We start from the raw sequence: 18390 nt of genomic DNA, 5'->3' as shown, positions 1-18390 counted from the left end.
CGTGCCCGGCGGACAAGGCGCCCGGTCAGATGGCCGAGTGCTCCTGCCAGAGCCGGACGAGGTCCGTGTCGCCGGTCGCGGGCAGCGCGTCGAGCGGGGCGCGGTTCCACAGCGCGAGGTAGAGCTGTCCGGCCGTGGCGGCCACCTCGCAGTCCGCCGGAGCGGCGTCGCCCGCCCCGTTCGCCGGCGCGTCCAGGCGGACGGCTGCCGGGGGTTCGGCGGTCAGGCGTATGTCCCAGAGGGCCCCGGTGTCCGTGGTCCGCACCCGCAGGGTGCGCGGGACGTCGGTGCGCACCCGGCTCTTGGGCCGGGCGTGGAAGCCGCGCAGCAGTTCGTCGATGCCGTCCTCGGCGTGGGCCGGCGCCACCGGGGCCGGCGGGCGGCCGAGCGCGGACTCGGCGTCGAAGCGGTGGACCCGGGTCTCGTGCGCCTGGCGGCGGGCCCAGAAGGCGAGCGGGGAGGGGGCCGGGAGGAAGGTCCAGCACTCCAGGTCCTCCGGAGCGTTCTCCAGCGCGGTGACCAGTGCCCGGTGGCCGGCACGGAAGCGGTCCACCAGCGCGGTGCCGTCGAGCTCCGGCAGCTCGGTCTCGGGGACGTACGCGCGGTGGCCCTCGGTCACGAAGGCGGCCGCCCACCGGTGGACCGCCGCCGTGTGGTCGAGCAGATCGCGCACCCGCCAGCCGGGGCAGGACGGCACGGGCGCTCCGGTGCCGGCCTCCTCGGCCGCGTCGGCCATCAACCGGCCCTCGGTGGACAGGGATTCGATGTGCTCCATGATCTTCATGGCCCGGATTCTGCCAGGGTTGCCCGGGGTGCGGGACGGGGTTTTTCCGCCCGCGCACCCCGGGCGGGGACGGTGTTACGCGGCCGTTCCGGAGCCGGACGCGTGGCGGGCACCGTAGCCGAGCGCGGTGGCCGCCAGGGCGAGCACGGCGACTGTGGTGAGCGCCGCGGGCAGCGAGAACCAGTCGGCGAGGAAGCCGATCGCGGGCGGCCCCAGCAGCATGCCGCCGTAGCCGAGCGTCGAGGCCGCGGCCACCCCGCCGGGGCCGGCCAGCTCACCGGCCCTGCCGACCGCCACCGGGAAGATGTTGGCCAGGCCGAGGCCGGTCACCGCGAATCCGGCGAGCGCGAGCCACGCGGTCGGGGCGAGCGAGCCGATCAGCATGCCGGCCGCCGCGGTGCCCCCGCCGACGACCAGGGTGCGGGTCTGGCCCAGCCGTTCGAGGAGCGCGGTGCCGCTGAGCCGGCCGGCCGTCATCGCCAGCGCGAACAGCGAGTATCCGGCCGCCGCGACCCCGGGGTGGGCGTCCAGGTCCTGTTCCAGGTGGAGCGCGCCCCAGTCGGCCAGCGCGCCCTCGCCGTACGCCGTGCAGAGTGCGATCACGCCGAACAGGAGCACCAGGCGGCGCGTCCGTCCGGTCAGTGCCGAGGAAGCGGCGGACCCGTCGTGCGCGGTGCGCGGCGGGGTCTTCGACGGGTGGCGCAGCAGGACCGGGCCGGCGAGGGCCGTGACCAGCAGGCCGACGGCCGTCAGGCAGAGCAGGTGCGCGGAGGGCGAGAGCCCGCCCGCTACCAGCCCGCCGAGCCCGGCGCCGAGCATCCCGCCGAGGCTGAAGGCGGCGTGGAAGCTGGGCATGACGGGCCGCCGCAGCGCGGCGACCAGATCGACGGCGGCGCTGTTCATCGCGACGTTCATGGCGCCGTACGCGCCGCCGAAGACGAGGAGGACCAGTCCCAGCGCGAGCGCCGAGTGGGTGCGGGCGGGCAGGGCGATGCTCAGCGAGAGCAGGACGCCGCACACCACGGTCACCGGGTGGCTGCCGAACCGGCGGCAGAGCCGCCCGGTCAGCATCATGGTGATGACGGCACCGGCGGAGACGCCGAGCAGCGCGAGGCCGAGGGTGGAGGCCGAGGCGCCGGTCTGCTGCTTGATGGCCGGGATGCGGACCACCCAGCCGGCGAAGAGGAACCCGTCGAGGGCGAAGAACACGGTCAGCGCGGTACGGAGGCGTGTCGACGAAGGTGGGGCGATGGTGTCGCCCGGTCCCCCCGGCAGTGCCGTCCGCAGTTTGTTTAGTTGCGGCACAAACTCAGGATAGGGGTCGGCGGGTCACCGGCGCAAGACGGCCGCGGCCCCGTGCGCGCAAGGGATCACAGCCCGCCGCTCCGCACCGCGCAGCGTGGTGGTACGGGGGAGCGCGGGCGCGCGACGGGGCCCGAGCGACCTCCGGATCATGGGAGACTCGCCCCCATGAACGGCAAGGTGACCACCACCCGGACGAAATTGGAGAGGGGCCGCAGCGCGCTCGGGCCCGCGCTGGAGCTGGTCCACACCGGACGCGCGCCCACCCGCGCCGTCCTCACCTCCGAACTCGGCGTCACCCGGGCCACCGCCGGCGCCGTCGCCGCGGAGCTGGAGGCACTGGGCCTGATCCGCGTCGACTCCAGCCCCGGTTCGGCGGCCGGCTCCCAGGGCCGCCCCTCGCACCGGCTGGCGGTGCGCGAGTCCGGTCCGGTGGCCGTCGCCGCGCAGGTGCACGCCGACGGGTTCCGGGCCGCGCTCGTCGGACTGGGCGGCCGGATCGTCGCGACCGCCCCCGGCAGCGTCACCATCACCGCCGACCCCGCGCAGGTCATCGGCGCCGTCGTGGACGACTGCGCCCGGCTGCTCCGCGACAGCGGGCTGCGCTGCGTCGGCGCCGGCCTCGCCGTACCGTCGGCGGTCGCCGAACCGGAGGGGACGGCGCTCAACCCGCTGCACATCGCCTGGCCCGCCGGCGCCCCCGTCCGCGAGATCTTCGCCACCTGCGTCCGCGAAGCGGGCATCGCCGGCCCCGCGTTCACCGGCAACGACGTCAACCTCGCGGCCCTCGCCGAGCACCGCCACGGAGCCGGACGCGGCGCCCAGCACCTGCTGTGCGTGGCCACCGGCCACCGCGGGGTCGGTGGCGCCCTGGTCCTGGACGGCCGCCTGCACACCGGGAGTTCGGGGCTCGCGCTGGAGGTCGGCCACCTCACCGTCAACCCCGAGGGCCGCCCCTGCCACTGCGGCGGCCGGGGCTGTCTCGACGTCGAGACCGACCCGCTCGCCTTCCTCACCGCCGCGGGCCGCGCACCGGGCCCCGAGGAGTCCCTGCTCAAGCAGGCCGGGGACCTGCTGCGCAACGAGTACGCCGACCCCGCGGTGCGCGCCGCGGCCGAGGAGCTGATCGACCGGCTGGGCCTCGGGCTCGCCGGACTCGTCAACATCCTCAACCCCGACCGCATCGTCCTCGGCGGACTGCACCGCGCGCTGCTCGACGCCGACCCCGAACGGCTGCGCGCCGTCGTCGCCGACCGCAGCCTGTGGGGGCGCAGCGGCAGCGTGCCGATCCTGCCCTGCACCCTGGACCACAACAGCCTCGTCGGCGCGGCGGAGCTGGCCTGGCAGCCGGTGCTGGACGACCCCCTGGCAGCCCTGGCCCAGAGCGTGTGACGGTCAGGCCGCCGGAGCCTCGAAGGCGAACGCCCGCGCCGGGTTGGCGACCAGGAACCGTTCCACGGTCTCCGCGCCCAGCACCTCGGTGAGCCGGGGGCGCAGCCGGCGCAGCAGGTGCGGCATGCCCGGGGTCTCCGGCACGGTGGTGTCGCCGCCCAGCAGCACCTGACCGGCGAATCCGTCGTCGGCGAGCGCCGCCAGCTCCTCCGGCAGCCGCCAGTCCGTCGCGTGGTGGGCCCGTGACGGGCCGTCGAAGGCGAGGAACGCCCCGGAACGGGCCGCCTCGCGCTGGGCCGAAAGGTCGGGGGAGCGGCCGAGGTGGCCGAGAACCACCCGGTGCGGCGGCACGCCGAGCGTGCCGCACAGCAGTTCCAGCACGTCGAGGGCGGCCGTGCCCAGTTCCAGGTGGACGGCGATCGGGGCGCCGGTGCGGTGATGCGCCTCGGCCGCCGCCGTCATGGTGAGCCGGGCGTGCGCGTCCACCGTGTGGAAGGCCCCGGCGACCTTGATGAGCCCGGCCCTGACCCGGGTGGAGCCGATGCCCTCGGTCAGTTCGGTGACGAAGAGGTCCGCCAGACCGTCCCGGACCCTGTCGAGCAGCGCCGCCGGATAATGCACGGCCTGGTGCAGGCCCGTGGCCGCCACCACGTGCGTCCCGCTCCTCCGCGACAGCTCCGCCAGCAGCCCGGCGCGACGTCCCATGCCGTACGGCGTCCACTGGACCACGGCCCGGCCCCCGAGTCCGTGGAAGGCGCGCAGCCGTCCGGCCGCCGCCTCGGGGTCGTTGAGTTCCTGGCCGGGCAGCACAGGGCTGCGCAGGAACAGGTGGTCGTGGGCGTCGCACACCCCGAGCGAGTCCGGTGCGACGTCCCCGAGAACGGTCCGGACGACGGCCCGCCCACCGGCCGCCGGGCGCGTGTCCGGCCTCCCGGCTACCACTGGCGGCCGGCGTCCAGCCGGTCGCGCTCGGGGGCATTGGTCCGCAGCACCTGGTAGCGCTCGCCCGGCTCCGGCGGCGCCGGCCGGTCCCAGAGCGTGACGTGCACCAGCTCCCAGTGCCGGGGGTCGGCCACGAGCGCCGTCGCGACCGCGCCGCGCGCCCCGGCCAGCCGGCGGCTCTCCTCCAGGGCCCGCTCGACCTCCTCCGCCGGGGCGGCCGACGGGTCCATGGCCGACCGCAGCCGGGTGGCGGCGCGGGGCTCGGCGGCGGACGCAGGCCCCTCCGCATACGACAGAACCGTCCAGTGCTGGACCGCCGGACGTCCGAAGTCCCGCACGATGCCCTGGAATCCGGGCCCCCAGAGGAACGCGTTCATCCCCTCGGGGCGGGTCCACAGGTAGAAGGGGGCGTACTGGTTGACGGGGGAGTCCGCACCGCGCTCCCGGATCAGATACGCCTTGACGCCGAGCCCGTCGAAGTCGTCCAGGAGGTGCGCCCGGGTCGCCACCCGGTCGCGGATGACGTTCATGTCGTAGTCGGCGGGAAGCGTGATCTCGTACTGCATCGCGTGCATCGCGGCGGCCTCAGCTCGACGGGTAGGTGGCGACGGCGGCGTCGTCGTGCCAGTGGGTGGTGGATCCGTCCTCGGCCGCCTCGACGACGGCCGGATGGGTCATGAACGTGTGCGGGGTCGCGCAGGGGCGAGAGCTCCGGGGGAGGGGTGGGGTGCGGGGAACGGCTCAGTCGGTGCGCGGGCCGAGCAGGGCGAGCAGCCCCCGGACGGCGGCGTCGAAGACCTCCGTCGACCCGGAGGCGCGGGCCAGCACATAGCCGCCCTGCACGGTGGCGACGACGGTCGCGGCGATGTCCTCGGGCACCAAAGCCCCAGCGAACTCGCCGCCGTCCAGGCCCTCCTGGACGATCGCGGCGAGCCGGCCGCGCAGCCAGGCGAGGGTGTCGTCGACGGGGGCCCGCAGGGCGTCGTCCGCGACGATGTCCGGATCCATGGTCAGCCGCCCCACCGGGCAGCCGCGCAGCACATCGCGCTCGCGCAGCAGATAGCCGGAGATCCGTTCGTAGGCCGACCCGGGGCCGTCCAGCGAGCGCTCCGCCGTCGCCCGCAGCTCCTCGGCCGTGCGGCGGATCGCGGTGAGTGCCAGATCGGGCTTGCCGGCGAAGTGGTGGTACATGCTGCCCTGTCCGGCGCCCGCGCGCTGCTGGATCGCCTTGGGGCTGGTGCCCACGTACCCCCGCTCCCACAGCAGTTCGCGGGTGGCCTCGACGAGTCGGTCCGAAGTGCTCATGGCGACACTGTACATACTAGTAGGTACAGAGACCAGGGAGTAGGTGGGGTGCGCCTCCGGGTGCCGGCTACTCCCGAGGGGGTAGGCGTACGGCCGCCGGGCGGACGACGACGTGGCCCCCGGTGCGGAGGCACGCTCGGTGACAAGGGGAAACCTCCCCCCCGTACCGTGACCCGAGGAGCTGACCGAGATGAACACCCTGGCCTTTTCCGGCGGACCCGGACCCTGGGTCCTGCTCTTCCCGCTCGTCTGGGCGGCCGTCGTCGTCGCCGTCGTCACGGTCGTGCGCCGCACCGCCCCGCGTGGTGGCCGCCGGGGACCCTGGCAGGGCCGAGCCGCGGCGGGCGGCCTCGGCGAACCCACACCGATCGCCCTGCTCGGCAAGCGCTTCGCCGCCGGGGAGATCGACGAGGACGAGTACTGGCGCCGGCTCTCCGTCCTGGACGAGCACTTCGGCGCCCGTGACGGGGGCGGCCGAGGCTGAGAGCCGCCCGCTCCCCGTGCACCGCGCGGGGGCGCCCCGTCACGGGCGCCCCCGCGCGGTGCGGGTCAGCCGACGACCATCGACCGGGCCGTCGAGGCCGGCACGCCCTCGGGTGCCATCAGGCCGGTGAGGTCGAACGGCCCGTCGGTCGTCGCCCCGTACAGGGTGTGCGGCGCCTGCGTGACCAGCGGGGACGGGGTCGGCAGGGTGAACCAGACGACCTTCCCCGCACCGCCCCGACGGACCCCCCAGCTCTCGCTGACCGCGGCGATCAGGGCCAGACCGCGCCCCGACGTACTGGACTCGCTCGCCTCGCGCACGGTCGGCAGCCGCGGGTCGTGGTCGTGGACGGACACCGTGAGCCGGTCGAGCAGCAACTCGACCTCGACGGTGCACGTCTTGTCCGGCTGCGCGTGCCGGTGGACGTTGGTCAGGAGTTCGGTGACGCCGAGGGCTGCCTGGTCGATCAAGGGTTCGAGATGCCAGAAGCGCAACTGCGCCGAGATGATTCTGCGGACCTGACCGATCCGCGACGGCAGGGCCTGGAGCTCCACCGTGCAGTGCCTGCTTGGCTCGCTGATCACGGCTGCGACTCCCCGAAGTAGTCCGGAAGAAGACGAAGGAACGGATCCAGCAGATGGCTGGCCGCTGCGGGCGGCCGGCGACGCGGTCTCGCTGTCACCGCCGGTCGACCTTGAGTGACGTGACTCCAATGTCACCCCGCGTCGGTGACCCCGCAACTCGCGGTGGTCCCACCGCCCCGCTCCGTCAGCCCGGCACGCCGCGCGCCCGCCGCACCGCCTCCAGGAAGCGTTTGACGGCCCCCGCCTCGTCCGGCTTGTCCGGGCGCCTGGGCATCGTCAGCCGGTACCGCCTCCCGTTGACCCGCGCCACCGTGGCGTCCTGCCCCGCGAACCACGGCCGGCCCGCGCTGACCGTCCCCGCCGGGGCGCTGTCGATCTCCCGCCCGTAACTCGTCAGGAGCGACACCCGGCCGTCCTTCACGGTGACCTGCCCGGCCCGGGTCACCGAACGCGCCCACCGGTCTATGCGCACACCCGTCTCGCTGAACTCCGCTTCGCGCACGGCCCCTTCGCCCCCTTCGTCTCTCCCCTGAGAGGGAGTCTGCCCAGCGCACGCCGGATCCACCAGGGCGCATCGGGACGGACACCCACCTTCCGGGCAGCCGTCCCCGCCAAGGGACGCCCGCGACGCCAAGGCAGGGCTATGGAGCATCAAAGTCAACGTTTGTGCAGGTGGGGGGCATATCGTGGGCCCCGCCGGGACCGGTCGTACGAGGAGAGGCGCGCTGATGGACACGAGTGAGCACGGGAACGGCGGCGAGACCGCGACGACCGTCGACATCGACCGTACGGACCCCGAGTACCGGGCCTGGCTGAAGGAGGCCGTCCGCAAGGTCCAGGCCGACGCCAACCGCTCCGCCGACACCCACCTGCTGCTCTTCCCGCTCCCCGGGAGCTGGGGCATCGACCTCTACCTCAAGGACGAGTCGACGCACCCCACCGGCAGCCTCAAGCACCGGCTGGCCCGTTCGCTGTTCCTCTACGGGCTCTGCAACGGCTGGATCCGGCCCGGAAAGCCGGTGATCGAGGCGTCCAGCGGCTCCACCGCCGTCTCGGAGGCGTACTTCGCCAAGCTGATCGGCGTCCCGTTCGTCGCCGTGATGCCGCGCACCACCAGCCCCGAGAAGTGCCGCCTCATCGAATTCCACGGCGGGCGCTGCCACTTCGTCGACGACTCGCGCACGATGTACGAGGAGTCCGCCCGGCTCGCCGCGGAGACCGGCGGCCATTACATGGACCAGTTCACCTACGCCGAGCGGGCCACGGACTGGCGCGGCAACAACAACATCGCGGAGTCCGTCTACCAGCAACTGCGGCTGGAGCGGTACCCGGAACCGGCCTGGATCGTCGCCACCGCCGGCACCGGCGGCACCTCCGCGACCATCGCGCGGTACGTGCACTACATGCAGTACGACACCCGCATCTGCGTCCCCGACCCGGAGAACTCCTGCTTCTTCGACGGCTGGACCCACCACGACCCGCACGCCACCAGCGACTGCGGTTCCCGCATCGAGGGCATCGGACGGCCCCGGATGGAGCCCAGCTTCGTGCCCGGGGCCATCGACCGGATGATGAAGGTCCCGGACGCGGCGAGCGTCGCCGCCGTACGCGCCCTGGAACGGGCCATCGGACGCAAGGCGGGCGGCTCGACCGGAACCGGGCTCTGGAGCGCCTTCAAGCTGGTCGCCGAGATGGTCGCCGAGGGCCGCACCGGCAGCGTCGTCACGCTGATCTGCGATCCGGGCGACCGCTACCTCGACAAGTACTACTCCGACTCCTGGCTGGCCTCCCAGAGACTGGACATCGCGCCGTACACCCGCACCATCGAGCGCTTCCTGGCCACCGGCGCGTGGCCCGGCCCGGCTCACACCACCGGCTGACGCACCGGCGGCCCCCGGCCGCACGCGCGGGGGCGGGCCGGCCGCGATCAGGCCGACGCCGCCGCCAGCCGCCGGTCGAGGCGCCGCACCGCGTCCCGGAACGAGCGCCCCACCACGGACCGCCCCCGGCCGAGAAGGAAGCGGAACACCGGGGAGCCGCCCGCCGCGAACGTCCACTGCACCCGGGTCCCCCGCCCCGCGGGCGCCAGCCGCCACTCCTCCACGAGGGCGTGCAGCCCCGGGGCGTTGGACCGGTCGATCCGGTACGCGTAGCGCTCGCCGGGCTCCGCGGCCACGATCGTCTCCGCGAACGTGACCCCGCCCCGCAGCCGCACCTCGCGCCCGGCCCCGCCGTCCATCGGCACCGCCCTGGTCACCTGGGTGAACCAGGAGGGCCAGCCCTCGACGTCGTCCGCCAGAGCGCGGTACACGACGTCCGGCGGGGCGGACACCTCGGCGGCGAAGACCAGCCGCAGGGGAGCGGACTCGACGAAATCGAGTCCGACGGGGCGAAGCAGGCGTGCCATGGAACGCACCTCCCGTGCGGTCGGCGGCGGACGGGCCGCGCACACCATAGCGGGCGCACCGGAAGAAGTCGCCGTACGCGGCACGGCCGACCGGACCGAGAACCCGCGCGCCCGGCCCACCGGAGCGATGGGCACCCTCAGCGGGTCGGCGGCGGGGAGTCCAGCACCGAATCGAGGACCCGGCCGAAGACCCGCCCGCCCGCACGGACGACCAGCGGATCGGCCCAGTGCGGCAACAGCCGCACCCGCACCTCCTCCACCCACACCACATGGGAACCGGAACGGGTCGGATACACATCGATGGCTGCCCGGCCCAGCACCACCCGGCCCCGCTTCTCCAGCCGGCACGTCCCGGCGCGCCCGCCGGCCGGCGGCGACCACCGCACCACTTCCATCGGATCGTCGAACGCCAGCGGCCCCAGCCCGGTACGGGCCACGAAGACGGAGCCGGTCCGCGTCGGCCGCCCGTCGGGCACGCTGATCGTCGTCAGCGGGACCCGGTCGGCGTGCCGTTCCCAGTCCGTCACCCGGCGCCAGGACTCGGCGGCGGGCAGCGGGCTGTATCGCTCGATTCGGAAGACGGCCACGGAACGATCTTAGGACGTCACAGCGTCCGGGCGCGCTGACCGGAACCGCGCGCCCGGCACCGTCACCCGGGCGCGACTACGGGGCGGCGGGCGCCTCTCCGGACGGCCGGCCCGCCACCACGAGCCCCGGCAGCCGTTCCTCGATCTCCGCGCGGGCCCCCTCGGACAGCCCGGCGTCCGTGACGAACGTGTGCACCTGGTCCAGCGTGGCGAACGAACTCAGCCCCACCGTCCCCCACTTGGTGTGGTCCGCGACCACCACCACCCGCCGGGCCGACTGCACGAACCGCCGGTTGGTCTCCGCCTCCGCCAGATTGGGCGTGGACAGCCCGCCCTCCACGGAGATCCCGTGGACACCCAGGAAGAGCACGTCGAAGTGGAGCGAGGCGATCGCGCGGTCCGCCACCGGACCCACCAGCGAGTCCGAGGGCGTACGCACCCCGCCGGTGAGCACCACGGTCGCCGCACCGGGCCGGGACCCCGGCGAGCCCGGACGCTGCGCGGCGTGGAACACGTCCGCGACCCGCACCGAATTGGTCACCACCGTCAGATCGGGCACATCCAGCAACTGCTGGGCCAGGGCGTACGTGGTGGTCCCGCCGGAGAGCGCCAGGGCACTGCCCGGCACCGCCATCGCGGCGGCCGCCCGCGCGATGTCCTCCTTGGCGGTCAGCTCCAGCGCCGACTTCGCCTCGAAACCGGGCTCGTGCGTGCTGGCCTCGACCACGGGCACGGCGCCGCCGTGGACCTTCTCCACCACACCCTGCCGGGCCAGCGCGTCCAGGTCCCGGCGCACGGTCATGTCGGAGACGCTGAGTTTCCGGGTCAGTTCGTTGACCCGGACGCCGCCCCGTCTGCGCACCTCGTCGAGGATGAGCGCACGCCGCTGCTCCGCGAGCAGATTCTGATGGTCGCTCAACGGGGTCCGATCCCTTCCGTAGGCCGTGCCGGGGACCGCTCATCCTGCCACGCGGTGTCGGCGCCCGCCGCACCGGGGAGAATCCCCGAGAGCGCTGCGCGCGCCCGGCCCCGTCCTCCACTCTGGTGACCGGGCATCAGCCGCGTCCCCTTCGGGCCCTCAGCCGAGAGCGAGTCACCTCCGTGCCATCTGCCACCCCTGCCCCGCAGAACGACGGTCCCGCACTGGAACTGCTGGTCCACGGCGTGGGCGGCGCCACCCCGCAGGAGATGCTCGTCGATCCGCGCACCGTCCGGATCACCGGCGACGCCACCGCGGCCGTCTACCGGTGCTCCGGCGACGCCGACGCGGAGGCCCACCCGGACCGCTACCGGGACCGCCCGATCCCCGAGGCCTACTGCTGGTCCAACCTCACCTCGGGCAACGGCTCCCGCGCCCTGTGGCTGCTGCTCCTGCCGTTCATGGTGATCAACCTCGCGCACTGGATGCGCCCGGCCGCCCGCCGCCGCCCCCGCGCGGTCCGGCTCTACGGCGTCCTCGTCCGGCTCATCGCCCTGAGCCTCACCGTGCTGCTGACCGCCGCCGCCTGCGAGGTGGCGCTCGACCTCACCGCCTGGCAGTGCGCGGGCGTCCCGGCCTGCTCCGACCAGCGTTCCTGGCTCGGCTTCCTGTCCACCGCCCAGGGCGGCTGGTGGTCCCAGCCCGGCCGCAGGCTCGCGCTCGCCGCCCTGCTGCCGGCCGCGCTGGTGGGTCTGCTCTGGTATCTGTCCAACCGCACCTGGAGCGCCTACGAGTCGCAGCGCCCGCTCGACGGGGCCGGGGCGTACACGGACGAGGAGACGGCCCCGGCCGCCCCGGCGGACCCCGCCCCCGTCGTGCGGCCGGCCCTCGGCCGGCCCGGGTTCTGGTACGGACGGCGCCTCGTCGCCCGGCTGCGCGCCGCCCACACCGCCGCGGGGTTCCTCACCGTGACCGCCTCCGTGGCCGGCGCCGCCGCCCGCCGCGACCGGGCCGTCGACGACGCCGTACCCGCGCTGTACGGCCGGCTGATCGAGGCGGCGCTCGTCCTCGGGATGCTGGTGGTCCTCTGGGTGGTGTGCCGGCGCGGCCGCAGCGAACGGCGCCTGGACAACCGGCTCGACCGTGCCCTCGTCACCTGGCTCCCCGCCGCCTCCCTGATCCTGCTCGCCCTGGCCCTGCTGCACGCCGGCTGGTCGCGCCCCGGCTGGGTCTCCGGCGGCTCGCTCCCCGGCGACGTCACCTTCCGCGTCGTCACCCTCGCCCAGGGGGCCCTCGTCGTGGCGCTGGCCGCCGTCTCGCTCCACCTGTACCGCCGCGGCCCCGAACCGCGCACCGTCATGGGCGGACTCGGCGGCCCCGCCGTCGCGATGCTCGCCTGCGCGCTCGGCGGGGTGATGACGGGCGGCGTCGCCCAGTGGGTCGCGGACTGGCTGGACGGGCCCGGCACCCCGGGGATGGGCCTCGGCTCCGCCATCGAGGGCCCGCCGGTGCTCCTGAGCTGGCAGGCGTCCGTCATTCCCGTCCTGCTGCTCCTGCTCCTGGTACCCGGACTCGTCCTCGGGTGGCGCACCTACCGCGCCGCCCGCCGGCTGGAGCCGGTGATCACCGCGGAGTACGCGGGGGAGCGGCCCGACGCCGCCCGGACCCGGCAGATCGCCCGGATCCGCGCCACGGCCGCCCTTACCGACGCCGCGCCCGGCATGCTCGGGCTGGTCTCCGCCGCCACCCTGCTGCTCGGCGCGGGCGCCGTCGCCGGGGCCTGGGCCGGCGGACAGGTCCCCGGGCTCGCGCTGGAGGGCAGCAGCGCCTTCGTCGAGTCGCTCGCCGAGGCCGCGCAGTCCACGGGCTCCTGGCTGATCGGCTTCGGCTTCCTGGTCTTCGTCGCCTGCGGTCGGCGCGCCTACCGGGACGCCTCGGCCCGCCGCACCATCGGCATCCTCTGGGACGTCGGCACCTTCTGGCCGCGCGCCGCGCACCCCTTCGCCCCGCCCTGCTACGCCGAGCGCGCCGTGCCCGACCTGGCCTCCCGGATGTCCGGCTGGACCGCCCGGACCCGGGGCCGGCTCGTCATCTCCGGCCACTCCCAGGGCAGCGTCCTGGCCGCCTCCGCGGTCTGGCAACTGCCCGCCGCGACCCGGGCCCGGGTCGCCCTGCTCACCTACGGCTCCCCGATCGAGCGCCTCTACGGACGCTGGTTCCCCGCCTACTTCGGTCCCGCCCAGCTCCACGGACTGCACCGCTCCGTGCACTGCTGGCGCAACCTCTGGCGGGCCACCGACCCGATCGGCGGCCCGGTCCGCCTCGGCGAGGAGTCCGGCCCCGAGGTCGACCGCGGACCGCTCAGGGACCCGCTGGTCTACGGACGCACCGCCGAGCACCCGCTGCCCGAACCGGTGCTCGGCCACTCCGACTACCAGGCCGACCCCGTCTTCGCCGAGGAGCGTGCCGCGCTCCTGGAACGCCTGGTCCCGGTCGTGCCCCGCCAGGCGGAGCAACCGGGCCGGGCGCCGTCGAGCGGGCGGGACTCACGGAACGAGCCCCGGGACATCAGGGAAGTTCCGGAAGGTCTTCCGGATACAGCAGGGTGAGGTCCTCCGTGCTCGCGTCGGCGAGCTGGGCGACCCGGCCCGCGTGCCGCTCGACCATCGACTCGAAGGTCTGCCGCGCCGTGCGCCCGTTGCCGAACGCAGGGCCCTTCGGAAGCTCCGTGAAGTACTTCAGCAGCGCCTCCCCGGTGCCCGCCGCCAGGCTGTACTCCTGCTCCTCGGACTGCTGCTCCACGATCCGCAGCAGCTCCTCCGGCTTGTAGTCGCTGAAGGTGATGGTCCGGGAGAACCGGGACGCCACCCCGGGGTTGACGGTCAGGAACCGCTCCATCTCATGGGTGTACCCCGCGACGATGACGACGACGGCGTCACGGTGGTCCTCCATCAGCTTCACCAGGGTGTCGATCGCCTCGCGGCCGAAGTCCCGGCCGGAGTCCTCGGGCGACAGCGCGTACGCCTCGTCGACGAACAGCACCCCGCCGCGCGCCCGGTCGAACGCCTCCTGGGTGCGGATGGCCGTCGAGCCGATGTGCTCCCCGACCAGGTCGACCCGGGACACCTCGACCAGATGGCCCCGCTCCAGCACCCCGAGCGACGCCAGGATCTCGCCGTACAGCCGGGCGACCGTCGTCTTCCCGGTGCCGGGGGAACCGGTGAAGACGAGATGCCGGCGCACCGACGCCGCCTTCAGTCCCGCCTGCCGGCGCCGGCGCCCCACCTCGATCATGTCGGTGAGCGCCCGCACCTCGCGCTTGACGCTCTCCAGCCCGACCAGCGCGTCCAGTTCGCCGAGCACCGCGTCGGAGGTGCGGGACGGCTCGGCCGGCGGCGCCGCCTCCTCCGCGACCGGGGGCGTGGTCCTCGGCGCGGGCACCGAACCCAGCAGCCCGGGGGCCGACTGGGTCGCCGTCAGCACCGGGGGCGGCGGGGGAGGCGTGGCGCGCAGCCCGCTCTCGTCGCTCGTGCAGTCCTCCGCCACCGGGCCGCCGGACGCCCCGTCCCCGTGGGCCCCGCCCTCGCCGAACTCGTAGCCGCCGCGCGCGCACCGCTCGGTGCGGCAGCGCCGCAGCGTCGCACGGCAGCCATCCATCACATGGAAGCCGTACCCCTCACTGCCCGTCACCCGGCAGCCGTGGAACGTGCCCCGCCCCTCCGCCGACACGTAGAAACCGGCCTCGGCGGGGGAGGTGACCGTGCAGCGCTCGATCGTCGGGTCGGCGCCCTTGGTGACGATCACCCCGGTCTGCGCGGCGTCGATGGTGCAGTTGTTCAGCGTGCCGCCGCTGCCGTGGTCGCGGAACCAGGCGCCCGTGGACGCCTCCCGGATCCGGCAGTCGTCGAGCTGGGCGGTCGCCCCGTCGCTGACGGACACCGCCGTGTTGCGGACCTGGGTCAGATCGCTGTCCACGACATCGGCGCGCGAGCCCCGGTCGAGCACGAACAGCGCGTCCGGCACGTCGTGGACCCGGCAGGAGTCCAGTATCACGGTGGCCCCGTCGCTGACCCAGACCGCCGGGTAGTCGCCCGTGGAGTCGTGGATCTCGCACTGGTTGGCGTCGACCCGGGTGCCCGGGTCCCAGACCGAGAGCCCGTTGCGGCCGAACCGCCGCACCGTCGAGCGCGTCAGCGTCAGCACCGAACGCGACCGCAGGTCCACCGCGTTCTCCGGGACGTCGTGGATGTCGCAGTCCGCCAGGGTGAGCACGGCGTCCGTGTCCAGGGTGACCCCGTCCGACGAGGTGCGGTGCACGGTGCAGTCGGTCAGATGGGCGCCGGCGCGCGCCGACACCTGTATTCCGCTGCCCTTGATCTCGTACACCTCGCAGCCCAGCGCCTCCAGCGCGCTGCCCTCGCCGGTGACCGACAGGCCCGCGCCCGAGGCGTGGTGGACCCGGCAGCGGTCCAGCCGGGGGTGTGCCCCGTCGCGCACCGAGACGCCGGCCTGCCCGGCCGAGACGACCTCGCACTCCTCGAAGACACCGCCCGCGCCGTCGAGCACGGCGATGCCGACCCCCGCCGGATTGTCGACCGTGCACCGGCGGACCGTGGGCCGGGCCGCGCCGCGCACCTCGATCCCGGCGGCCGACCGCGTCACGATCCGCAGATCGGACAGCTCCGGCGTCCCGTCCTCGATCAGCAGCGCCGGGGCCGCCATGTCCTGGCCCTCCACGTGCAGGTCCTGGACGACGGCGGAGGCGCGCACGGTCAGCGGCACGCCGTCCACGGGCGCGATCCGCACCGAACCGACCGACCCCTCGGGCCCGCGCAGCGTCACCGCGCGGGCGATGACCAGATTCTCCCGGTACGTGCCCGGCGCGACGGTGAGCACATCACCGTCCGCCGCCGCCTCCAGAGCCGCGGTGAGGGAGGCGTACTCGCCTGTGCGGCGCCGCCACCGCGATGTGCCGGTGTGCGTCACCTGGACCGTGCCCTGTGCCATGGCGCTGTTGTGCCCCCACCTCGTGCGTGTGTGATGCCCCCTGCCACCGCCTCGCGGCAGCGACCGACCGGGGGTCCGCCCACCGGCGTCACGGGCGGGCCGGTCCACCGTAGCGCGCGCGGAGGGCGGGAGTTGACCCGATCAGGAGCTCTTCGTTCCGAGGGCCGGGCGCGGCCCCGGCCCTCGTCCCGCAGCGTGAGGGCTACGAGGCCGTGCACGTCACCCTGATCGGGGCGGCGGCCGCGTGCCGGTTGCCCGAGGTTTTGCCCCGGTTGTCGAGTACGACGGATATCTTGCCCGTGCTCACCGGGAACGTGCCGGCGTCGACCCACTGGCCCCGGTGCGAGGGCTGGTCGATCTCGAAGGTGTCGATCGCGGTGCTCGGCTTCGCGTCGAAGTACCGGTGGACGGTGTAGTGCGCTGGGTTGCCGCCCACGTAGCTGATGTCCTTGACGTTCGGGATGAAGACCCGGACCCGGCAGCTGCCCTTGGTCACCGACCCCGTCGGGAACTTCCACTGGGCATAGGCGTCGGAGGTCGAGGTGCTGTTGGACAGGGGCACGCTGTAGTAGAAGCCGCTGCACCCGTAGGCCGTCTGGCTGCCGGAACTGCCGCGCCAGCCCCTGTTGCTGTCGCGCCACCGCTCGGAGGTCGCGAACCCCGGGGTGTTGCAGCCGGGCCCGATGAAGTGGCTGTAGGTGACGGGGGCCGCTCGTGGAGCCTTGTCCGCGGAGGTGTCGGCCGGCTTGCCGGATTTCTCCGGTGCCGCCTGAGTGGTGGCCGCCGTGGCCGACGTGGCCGCGCCACCGCTCCCGGCGGGCACACTGCGTACCTCGCTGCCGCCGTCCTCCACCGGCCGGTCACCGGCGCCCTTGGCGGACCCGGCTTCGTGAATGCCGCCGCCCGTTCCGGATCCATGGGCCGGTGATCCGGCGGCCGTGCTGCCGCTGGGCGACGGGCTCTTCTCACCGGGGGCGTTCTGCCGGCCGGGCACGATCCCCGGGCCGGAGCCGTCCGGCCCCATCCGGCTGCCCGCCGGGGCCACCGCGGAGGCCGGCGGGGCGTCGTCCCCCGATCCGTTCAGGCCCGAGATCAGCAAGGGCACACCGACCAGGATCAGGCCCCCCGCCACCGCCGCAGCGATCAGGGGCTTTCCGGGGCGGCCCAGGGGGAGGACCCCACTGCGGCGCGCGCCGGCGGCCGGGCTCTCGCCGGAGGCCGCGGCCCGGGCGGTGGCGGCCTCCGGCTCGGCGGTGCCGGAGGCGATGGCGGCGGCCTCCGGAGCGGCGGCCGGGTCGGCCCCCTCCTCGTGCCGCTCCGATTCCGCCTCCTGCGCGGCCGCCGGCCGCCGCTCCTCGCCCTCCTCGCCCTCCTCGGTCGCCGCTGCTCCCGCGGCGCTTTCCTCCTCGGACGTGATTCGGGCGGACGTGGTGGACACCGTGGCGGTGGGACCCGTGCCGCCGGAGGACGCCGTGGCGGTCTCGGTCGAGGGTTTGTCCGGGAACAGGCCGGTGGCCGGTTCCTCGGCCAGGACCGCGACAGCCGCCGCACGGGGGGACGGTGCGCCGGACGTACGGGATGACGTGCCGGTCGGGGACGGCTCGTTGGTTGCCATGACGTGCCTCTCGGACGGGTCGGGACGAGGGAAGGGAGGAGACGGGGAAGGACGGTGGACGGAGTGGGGCGGCGGTGGGTCAGACGAGGAGCGGGACGGGGCCGGTGCAGCGGGCGGGCCACTCGGGGGCCGAGGGACCGCCGTCCCGGAGGGCCGCCTCGTCCAGCCGGGCGACGGCCGCTTCGGACGGTGCCCGGAACCGCTGTGCACCACGGGGGAGTTCCGCCAGCAGGACTCGTGCGGGGCGCTCACCGGCCGCGTCGTGCCTGGCGAGTACCGAGAATTCCGTACCCGCCGCGAAGAGTGCCGTCGTGCCGGTGCCACCCGGGACCGTCAGCATCGACGTGCGACGGGCGGTCATGGGTTTGACGGCATACCGGACATGGCCCTCGGGAGGGGACGGGGCGCCCGCTTGCTCGGAATGCACGACGTCGAGCGGTGCGTCGCAGCGCAGGACGGAACCCGGCACCACGTCGTCCGCGATTCCGGGCCCCGCTACGGCCCGCAGCAGCGGTCCCCGCAGGGCGGGCAGCCTGCGCAGTCCAGAGGCTAGGCAGGAGGCGTACGGTGCCAGTTCACCGGGGCCCGAGACCGCTTCGGAGGCCAGTGCGAGGGCTCCGAACCGCCCGTCCGGCGGCGACGCCAGATACAGGTGGACGGCGACGAGGTCGACGCGTGCCTCCTCCTCACCGGGGCCGCGCAGGGCGGGCAGCCTCACCAGGGCCTGGTTCACCGGGCCGGTGTACTCCTCCCAGACCGACGCCGCCAGTTCGCGGAAGGCGGCCCGGTCCGCCCCGCTGCTGACGTCCCCCGGCGCGGGGGCGGCGCTCCGGTTCCGCGTGACGGGGAGGCGGACCGGAGGCCGGGGTGCGCGAGGAGCCGGGGCGGGGACCGGGGCCGGTCGCGGGCTCTCCCCCCGACCTGTCCCACCATCCGGCTGTTCCCGAGGGGGCACGGTCCCCGTCCCGCCCTCCCCCTCGGGACGAACTGTCCGAGGCGCTGCGCCGGGCGTCCGAGGACGGACTGACGGTGAAGCCGGTCGGCACCGGCCACTCCTTCACC

At 74.6% G+C, this 18390-nt stretch carries 18 protein-coding genes; 5 read left to right on the top strand and 13 right to left on the bottom strand.

Features of this window, described 5'->3' with window-relative positions; translation table 11 throughout:
- Positions 1–25: 25 nt before the first annotated feature.
- Both ACWCXC_RS34850 and ACWCXC_RS34845 read right to left on the bottom strand, forming a co-directional pair.
- A complete protein-coding gene (locus tag ACWCXC_RS34850) occupies positions 26–784 on the bottom strand; it encodes a maleylpyruvate isomerase family mycothiol-dependent enzyme (RefSeq protein ID WP_450891577.1) in 759 nt (252 codons plus the stop codon).
- A gap of 75 nt (positions 785–859) precedes the next feature.
- On the bottom strand, positions 860–2089 hold the full coding sequence (locus ACWCXC_RS34845) for an MFS transporter (protein WP_450682004.1): 1230 nt from the start codon (positions 2087–2089) through the stop codon (positions 860–862).
- Between the two features lie 165 nt (positions 2090–2254).
- Between ACWCXC_RS34845 and ACWCXC_RS34840 the strand changes: the two genes are divergently transcribed.
- Positions 2255–3478: an ROK family protein gene (locus tag ACWCXC_RS34840; RefSeq protein WP_450682005.1), complete on the top strand. Its 1224-nt coding sequence runs from the start codon at positions 2255–2257 to the stop codon at positions 3476–3478.
- Positions 3479–3481: 3 nt separating this feature from the next.
- On the opposite strand, the gene ACWCXC_RS34835 is transcribed toward ACWCXC_RS34840, so the two are convergent.
- The 3 genes from ACWCXC_RS34835 to ACWCXC_RS34825 form a co-directional block, all read right to left on the bottom strand.
- On the bottom strand, positions 3482–4420 hold the full coding sequence (locus ACWCXC_RS34835; protein WP_450891576.1) for a phosphotriesterase family protein: 939 nt from the start codon (positions 4418–4420) through the stop codon (positions 3482–3484).
- A complete protein-coding gene (locus ACWCXC_RS34830; protein ID WP_450891575.1) occupies positions 4414–4995 on the bottom strand; it encodes a DUF4865 family protein in 582 nt (193 codons plus the stop codon). The genes ACWCXC_RS34835 and ACWCXC_RS34830 overlap by 7 nt, the downstream gene beginning before the upstream one ends.
- 166 nt (positions 4996–5161) lie before the next feature.
- Positions 5162–5725, bottom strand: coding sequence for a TetR/AcrR family transcriptional regulator (locus ACWCXC_RS34825; protein ID WP_450891574.1), 564 nt, complete (start codon positions 5723–5725; stop codon positions 5162–5164).
- A 190-nt stretch (positions 5726–5915) separates the two neighbouring features.
- Here ACWCXC_RS34825 and ACWCXC_RS34820 point away from each other — a divergent pair, with 190 nt between their 5' ends.
- A complete protein-coding gene (locus ACWCXC_RS34820; RefSeq protein WP_450891573.1) occupies positions 5916–6209 on the top strand; it encodes an SHOCT domain-containing protein in 294 nt (97 codons plus the stop codon).
- Between the two features lie 65 nt (positions 6210–6274).
- On the opposite strand, the gene ACWCXC_RS34815 is transcribed toward ACWCXC_RS34820, so the two are convergent.
- Both ACWCXC_RS34815 and ACWCXC_RS34810 read right to left on the bottom strand, forming a co-directional pair.
- On the bottom strand, positions 6275–6793 hold the full coding sequence (locus ACWCXC_RS34815) for an ATP-binding protein (RefSeq protein WP_450891572.1): 519 nt from the start codon (positions 6791–6793) through the stop codon (positions 6275–6277).
- A gap of 184 nt (positions 6794–6977) precedes the next feature.
- Positions 6978–7295 (bottom strand): hypothetical protein, encoded by a 318-nt coding sequence (locus tag ACWCXC_RS34810; protein ID WP_450682011.1) that lies wholly within the window; start codon positions 7293–7295, stop codon positions 6978–6980.
- Between the two features lie 226 nt (positions 7296–7521).
- Here ACWCXC_RS34810 and ACWCXC_RS34805 point away from each other — a divergent pair, with 226 nt between their 5' ends.
- A complete protein-coding gene (locus ACWCXC_RS34805; protein ID WP_450891571.1) occupies positions 7522–8673 on the top strand; it encodes a PLP-dependent cysteine synthase family protein in 1152 nt (383 codons plus the stop codon).
- 47 nt (positions 8674–8720) lie between these two features.
- Here ACWCXC_RS34805 and ACWCXC_RS34800 read toward each other — a convergent pair whose 3' ends face one another.
- The 3 genes from ACWCXC_RS34800 to ACWCXC_RS34790 all read right to left on the bottom strand — a co-directional run bounded on the left by ACWCXC_RS34800 (position 8721) and on the right by ACWCXC_RS34790 (position 10706).
- Positions 8721–9200: an SRPBCC family protein gene (locus ACWCXC_RS34800; protein WP_450891570.1), complete on the bottom strand. Its 480-nt coding sequence runs from the start codon at positions 9198–9200 to the stop codon at positions 8721–8723.
- Between the two features lie 137 nt (positions 9201–9337).
- Positions 9338–9787, bottom strand: coding sequence for an SRPBCC family protein (locus tag ACWCXC_RS34795; RefSeq protein ID WP_450682014.1), 450 nt, complete (start codon positions 9785–9787; stop codon positions 9338–9340).
- A 76-nt stretch (positions 9788–9863) separates the two neighbouring features.
- Positions 9864–10706: a DeoR/GlpR family DNA-binding transcription regulator gene (locus ACWCXC_RS34790; RefSeq protein WP_450682015.1), complete on the bottom strand. Its 843-nt coding sequence runs from the start codon at positions 10704–10706 to the stop codon at positions 9864–9866.
- A gap of 269 nt (positions 10707–10975) precedes the next feature.
- Between ACWCXC_RS34790 and ACWCXC_RS34785 the strand changes: the two genes are divergently transcribed.
- Positions 10976–13315 (top strand): hypothetical protein, encoded by a 2340-nt coding sequence (locus ACWCXC_RS34785; RefSeq protein WP_450891608.1) that lies wholly within the window; start codon positions 10976–10978, stop codon positions 13313–13315.
- On the opposite strand, the gene ACWCXC_RS34780 is transcribed toward ACWCXC_RS34785, so the two are convergent.
- The 3 genes from ACWCXC_RS34780 to ACWCXC_RS34770 form a co-directional block, all read right to left on the bottom strand.
- Positions 13275–15713, bottom strand: coding sequence for a right-handed parallel beta-helix repeat-containing protein (locus tag ACWCXC_RS34780; protein ID WP_450891569.1), 2439 nt, complete (start codon positions 15711–15713; stop codon positions 13275–13277). The two genes, ACWCXC_RS34785 and ACWCXC_RS34780, sit on opposite strands and share 41 nt — an antisense overlap.
- Before the next feature lie 202 nt (positions 15714–15915).
- On the bottom strand, positions 15916–17328 hold the full coding sequence (locus tag ACWCXC_RS34775) for a hypothetical protein (RefSeq protein ID WP_450891568.1): 1413 nt from the start codon (positions 17326–17328) through the stop codon (positions 15916–15918).
- A 79-nt stretch (positions 17329–17407) separates the two neighbouring features.
- Positions 17408–18061, bottom strand: coding sequence for a hypothetical protein (locus ACWCXC_RS34770; RefSeq protein WP_450891567.1), 654 nt, complete (start codon positions 18059–18061; stop codon positions 17408–17410).
- Positions 18062–18195: 134 nt separating this feature from the next.
- On the opposite strand from ACWCXC_RS34770, the gene ACWCXC_RS34765 reads away from it, so the two are divergent.
- On the top strand, positions 18196–18390 hold a 195-nt coding region (locus ACWCXC_RS34765; RefSeq protein WP_450891609.1), incomplete at its 3' end, for a hypothetical protein.

The sequence above is a fragment of the Streptomyces sp. NPDC001515 genome (assembly GCF_053597115.1).
The sequence above is the reverse complement of the archived record's forward strand: the minus strand, read 5'-3'. Positions and strand labels throughout refer to the sequence as shown.

Coding starts and splice junctions, on each gene's coding strand:
- ACWCXC_RS34850 (WP_450891577.1), bottom strand. CDS start 784: ATGAAGATCATGGAGCACATCGAATCCCTGTCCACCGAGGGCCGGTTG.
- ACWCXC_RS34840 (WP_450682005.1), top strand. CDS start 2,255: ATGAACGGCAAGGTGACCACCACCCGGACGAAATTGGAGAGGGGCCGC.
- ACWCXC_RS34830 (WP_450891575.1), bottom strand. CDS start 4,995: ATGCACGCGATGCAGTACGAGATCACGCTTCCCGCCGACTACGACATG.
- ACWCXC_RS34825 (WP_450891574.1), bottom strand. CDS start 5,725: ATGAGCACTTCGGACCGACTCGTCGAGGCCACCCGCGAACTGCTGTGG.
- ACWCXC_RS34820 (WP_450891573.1), top strand. CDS start 5,916: ATGAACACCCTGGCCTTTTCCGGCGGACCCGGACCCTGGGTCCTGCTC.
- ACWCXC_RS34805 (WP_450891571.1), top strand. CDS start 7,522: ATGGACACGAGTGAGCACGGGAACGGCGGCGAGACCGCGACGACCGTC.
- ACWCXC_RS34800 (WP_450891570.1), bottom strand. CDS start 9,200: ATGGCACGCCTGCTTCGCCCCGTCGGACTCGATTTCGTCGAGTCCGCT.
- ACWCXC_RS34785 (WP_450891608.1), top strand. CDS start 10,976: ATGCTCGTCGATCCGCGCACCGTCCGGATCACCGGCGACGCCACCGCG.
- ACWCXC_RS34780 (WP_450891569.1), bottom strand. CDS start 15,713: ATGGCACAGGGCACGGTCCAGGTGACGCACACCGGCACATCGCGGTGG.
- ACWCXC_RS34775 (WP_450891568.1), bottom strand. CDS start 17,328: ATGGCAACCAACGAGCCGTCCCCGACCGGCACGTCATCCCGTACGTCC.